The 5,040-nt window shown below is 48.8% G+C and carries 3 protein-coding genes; all 3 read left to right on the plus strand.

All coding sequences use genetic code 11. From position 1 onward, the window contains the following. Window positions 1–460: 460 nt before the first annotated feature. The 3 genes from JX312_RS08990 (at window position 461) to mnmG (ending at window position 5,016) form a co-directional block, all read left to right on the plus strand. Window positions 461–1,558: a transposase gene (locus JX312_RS08990; RefSeq protein WP_204457764.1), complete on the plus strand. Its 1,098-nt coding sequence runs from the start codon at window positions 461–463 to the stop codon at window positions 1,556–1,558. A gap of 1,144 nt (window positions 1,559–2,702) precedes the next feature. Beyond that, window positions 2,703–3,119 (plus strand): rRNA maturation RNase YbeY, encoded by a 417-nt coding sequence (gene ybeY / locus JX312_RS08995; RefSeq protein ID WP_123403110.1) that lies wholly within the window; start codon window positions 2,703–2,705, stop codon window positions 3,117–3,119. Beyond that, window positions 3,109–5,016, plus strand: coding sequence for a tRNA uridine-5-carboxymethylaminomethyl(34) synthesis enzyme MnmG (mnmG, locus tag JX312_RS09000; RefSeq protein WP_204457765.1), 1,908 nt, complete (start codon window positions 3,109–3,111; stop codon window positions 5,014–5,016). Before ybeY ends, mnmG begins: the two co-directional genes overlap by 11 nt. Window positions 5,017–5,040: the final 24 nt, after the last annotated feature.

Genomic DNA, 5,040 nt, shown 5'->3' on the forward strand with positions numbered 1-5,040 from the left:
GCAGGGAGGGTTGCAGAGAGGTGGAGTGTTTAGGTGCCGATTAGGTGTGTCGGGAGCGGTTCGGGTCGCGGAGCGGGGAGGGTTGCAGGGAAGCGAGCGGATAGGGGAGTGTTTAGGTGCCGATTAGGTGTGTCGGGAGCGGGGCGGTTCGCGGTTCGGGTCGCGGAGCAGTTGAGTGAAAAAGTGAAGCTTTTTTAAATAATCACCAAGAGTTGAGCCGAAGAGGAGCCGAGGAAGAATCGAAGCTGAGACGAGGAGCAGAGAGGTTGGTGAAAATGCAGCGAAAATGCGAAAAAAAGCAATTGTGGTAAAAAATCGCTGAAAATTTTGCTTTTTAATGGGCGGATTGGTAAATTTACTGTACAATCCTGTTCGTGTCGGGCTGGATTGCTGAGAGAGTTGGCTTGGTCTTCGGGTGGAGAATCCGGAGATTGAAAAGTGTCTTTAAAGGTTTGAATTTATGGCTGAGCATAAGTCTTTTTATCGGCAGCTTGTGCCGAACGGGCGCAGACGAAGCAATTGGCACGACTACCGGAGCCGCTGCATTTATATGATTACGCTCAACAAGGCAGACTGTATCCCCTGTTTTTCAACCATTAAAGGAATTCCAGGTGATTATATCAATAAACCATACACCGACCTTTCCCCGACAGGTAAGATTATAGCAGCAAATGTCTCGGCACTGAAACACCGGTTCCCTTTTATAAGCATTTTGCGCCGATGCATAATGCCTGATCATATACATTTTGTTATTTTCGTAAAGGAGAAAACCTCCTGGCATCTCGGCGATATAGTAAACCATCTTAAATCGGAGTGTACACGCAATTACAACGGATATGATTCCAGGCGGGGAGAGGGAGCTGACGAAACACTTGTCTCTATGTTTGAGGACGGTTATCATGACCGGATATTGAGACGCAAGAACCAGCTCAAACGGATGTTGAAATATGTCAGCGACAATCCCCGTCGCAGTCTTGAGCGCACCGCCAACCGCGGCTTTCATCGCCGCCTCTTTCTTGAAGATATAGGTTCGGGTGGAGATGCGGGTGCACAGTCCACCTTTTCGTGCGGAGACGCAGGTATAGGAGTTCCCAGTTCGTGTGGAGGAACTTGTGAAGAATCGTTCAGGGAAACAGGTTTAGGAAGGGTTAGGTATGAGGCTTACGGCAACATTCATCTGCTTGAAGACCCCGAACTTGCGGCAGTTCGCATAAGCCGGCGTTTTTCGGAAGATGAGTTGCGGAAGCGTAAGATCAACTGGCTGCGAACAGTCGGCAACTGTGGAGTATTGGTCTCCCCTTTCATTTCGCAGGCAGAGAAGAAAGTGCGCGATTGGGCATTAGCCAACGGAGGCAGGTTCATATTGATAGAAAGCAACGGCTTCGGCGAGCGTTACTCCCCCAAAGGGATTCTTCATCAGCTTTGTAACGAGGGGCGGCTACTTATAATCGCGCCTACCGAACATCACACCTCTCCCCCTAAACTCACCTATTCGGAATGCCAGCGCATGAACGCCCTCGCTGAAAGGATCGAGCAATATCTGCTGCGCCCCTGCTGATTGCTGCTTCCGCCCTTGACTGCCCCGCCAATTATCGCCAATTATCGCCAATTATCGCCGCTCCGCGCCGACACGCTACAGCTTCGCGCCGGCAAGGCTTTGCGCTGGCAAGGCGAAGCTGGGATGCTGGTTAATCGCCTCGCGGAGCTGTTGGGTGCAAAAGGAAGGCTTTTGATTGAGATAACTGCAGGCTTTTGATTGAGAAAACAGCAGGTTGGTTGAATCGAATGGCTGATATGCCGGATTCTTCTTAAATTTACATTTGCCTAATTCGCCTAATGGAAAAGAAGAATTAATGGGTGGTTAAGAGGGATAAGAGTGTTAAAGAAATAATCGAAAAAGAGAGTGGAAGAGGGTTAAAAGAGATAAAGGATAAGAAAGATTAAGAGGGGTAAAGAAGGATAAGAAGAATAAGGAAGGGAGAGGGAGGACAGGAAGAAGGATAAGGATAAGATAAGGAGGGGTTAGGGAGGACAGGAGGCGGCATTGGTGTGCCGGGGTTGCGCAAGGAAGGAGAGGAGTCCCTTTGCTCCGCAGCCGCCGGGCAAGAAGAAATAACCTAATGATTCGGGTCTGACAACTTCTGTAGTTCATGAACTCATCTTGACTTATTTACGAAAGTTTAAATCACATCTGAATGTATAAGTAGGAGTTTGATTTCATAAATACGATTTTTGGTAGAATCAAGTTATATAAATAGTTTGTGTTTGATTTATGTAGAGAAGCCGGTTGCCCGAGAGGGTAGCCGGCTTTGATTTTTGTGGTCTGACGGAGAAAAATTCGCGTATGACCGAGCGTAATTTTTTGAATATTCGATTCTGAAAGGCTTAATTTGACTCTGAATTAAGCGTAATAAGCGATACGACAGATAAATATGGGTTTTATCAACAGATTTGCCAATTCATTTGAAATAGAATCGTCAGGGGCAATAAATAGCACTGACTATTAAAAAGAGTCAAGAATGTTGATATTTACGTGTTTTTTATTATTTTTGTGGAGTAAATGAGAATGCTGTTATAAAGCATCGGTTTACGCACCGCAGTCTTGAATCAGTCTGTGATTTCAAGATTGGGGTGTGTCTGTGTTTTATGCGGCGTTTGAGAGTGTGATGTAAGTAAGCACTCTCTAAATTGAGTTGACAGTGATGATAGAATTTATGACCGAGGGTGTCGATATGCCCCTGTTGGATTTCGGGAGGATAAGGGAATGGATATGTGAGGTTGCCGCCTCGCATGGTTTCACCGTCGGGAATCTCAATTATTGTTTCTGCGACGATGCATATATTCTTGAGACCAACCGTAAGTTTCTGCAGCATGACTATTATACGGATATAATTACGTTCGATTATACGCGTCGTGGCAGGATAGGTGGGGATATGGTCATCTCGCTCGATACAGTAGCCTCAAACGCCGCCGGATTGGGCGTGGGGTATGATTCGGAATTGCTTCGCGTGATTATACATGGAGTTCTTCATCTCTGTGGAATCAACGACAAGGGACCCGGAGAGCGGGAGATAATGGAAGAGTCGGAAAACAAGGCTTTGGAGATTTATGAAATTTGAATTTGATGTCATAGTTGTAGGTGGCGGTCACGCCGGATGCGAGGCTGCGGTTGCCGCCGCACGTCTCGGGGTGTCTACCCTGCTGATTACCAAAGATATGAACCGTGTCGGTCAGATGTCTTGTAATCCGGCAATTGGCGGTATAGCCAAAGGGCAGATTGTCAGGGAGATAGATGCCATGGGCGGAGAGATGGGCATTATTGCTGACCGCACTGCCGTGCAGTTCCGCATGCTTAACCGCTCCAAAGGACCGGCTGTGTGGAGTCCCCGTGTGCAGAGTGACCGTGCAAAATACATAGACGCATGGCGTGAGGTTCTCGACTCTGTGTCCGGTCTTTCGCTTTTTCAGGACAGTGTGGTTGAATTTGAATTTGAAGACGCACCCGAAGGGTCTTCCCATTCATTGCAGATTACCGGAGTAAAGACCTCTCTCGGGGTTGTCTTCAAGGCGCGGCAGGTTGTTCTGACAGCGGGTACCTTCCTGAACGGTCTCATGCATTTCGGCGCTGTCCAGATAGAAGGTGGCCGCATCTCGGAGGATGCTGCCAAAGGACTTACAGAACAGCTTGTCTCTGTCGGTTTTCGTGCCGACAGGATGAAGACAGGGACACCCGCACGCATTGACGGACGTACGATACGTTTCGAGCTTGCAGAAGAGCAGCAGGGTGATGTGGGTGACTTCCACAAGTTCTCTTTCCTTCCCGGTGTCAGGCGCACGTTGCGCAATCGTTCGTGCTGGATTGTTCACACCAATCCTGAAGTTCATAAAATATTGAATGACAACCTTGCTGATTCTCCTCTCTATAACGGTCAGATCAGAAGTATCGGTCCGCGTTACTGTCCGAGCATAGAGACCAAGATCGTGACTTTTGCCGATAAGGATAGTCACCAGCTTTTCCTCGAGCCGGAGGGAGAGACCACGGAGGAATATTATATTAACGGTTTTTCCAGCTCACTTCCTTGGCAGGTTCAGATGGAAGCTTTGCGTCATGTTCCGGCGTTGGAGAATGTTCAGTTCTATCGTCCCGGCTATGCCATAGAATATGACTTCTTTGATCCGACACAGCTTACCCATGATCTGCAGACGCGCCTTGTCGGCGGGCTTTATTTTGCCGGTCAGGTGAATGGAACTACCGGTTATGAGGAGGCTGCGGCACAGGGTCTGATGGCTGGCATCAATGCCGCGCGTCGCAGTCGCGGCGATGAGGGGATTGTTCTCGGCAGAGAACAGGCGTATATAGGCGTGCTTATTGATGATCTTGTTACAAAGGGTGTCGATGAACCATATCGAATGTTCACATCGCGCGCTGAATACCGTATACTTCTTCGTCAGGATGATGCAGACATGCGTCTTACCCCGCTTGGTTATGAAATTGGTCTTGCTACCCGGGAGCGTTATGATGCGATGAAGAGTAAGCGCGCCCAGCGCGACGCATTGATTGCTTTCTGTGAGTCTTACCTTGTAAAAGGCACGGAAGAGATGAATTCATTCCTTGTGGAGAATGGAACAACTCCGCTTTCTGCATCCGTGCGTCTCGTGGAGCTTGTGAAACGGCCTCAGCTTTCGATCACCGCTCTTGCATGTAGCCTTTCGCGTCTTGCGAAGGAGATTGGCAGGATAGAGGAGGAGAGACGGGAGGAGATTGTGGAGTCTGCCGAGATATTGATAAAATACGGCGGATATATATTGCGCGAGCGCGAGCTTGCGGAGAAGCAGTCAAGGCTCGAATATGTCAGGATTCCGGAGTCGATGGACTTCGAGGGTCTGACCGCGTTGTCTATAGAGGCGAGACAGAAGCTGGCGAGGCGGCGTCCGGCAACAATCGGACAGGCTTCGCGGATACCGGGGATTTCGCCGGCAGATATAAATGTGCTTCTGTTACTGTTGAATAGGTGACGATTGTTCCACGTGGTACAATGC

It is taken from the genome of Barnesiella sp. CU968 (assembly GCF_905219685.1).
Classification (GTDB): domain Bacteria; phylum Bacteroidota; class Bacteroidia; order Bacteroidales; family Muribaculaceae; genus Lepagella; species Lepagella muris_A.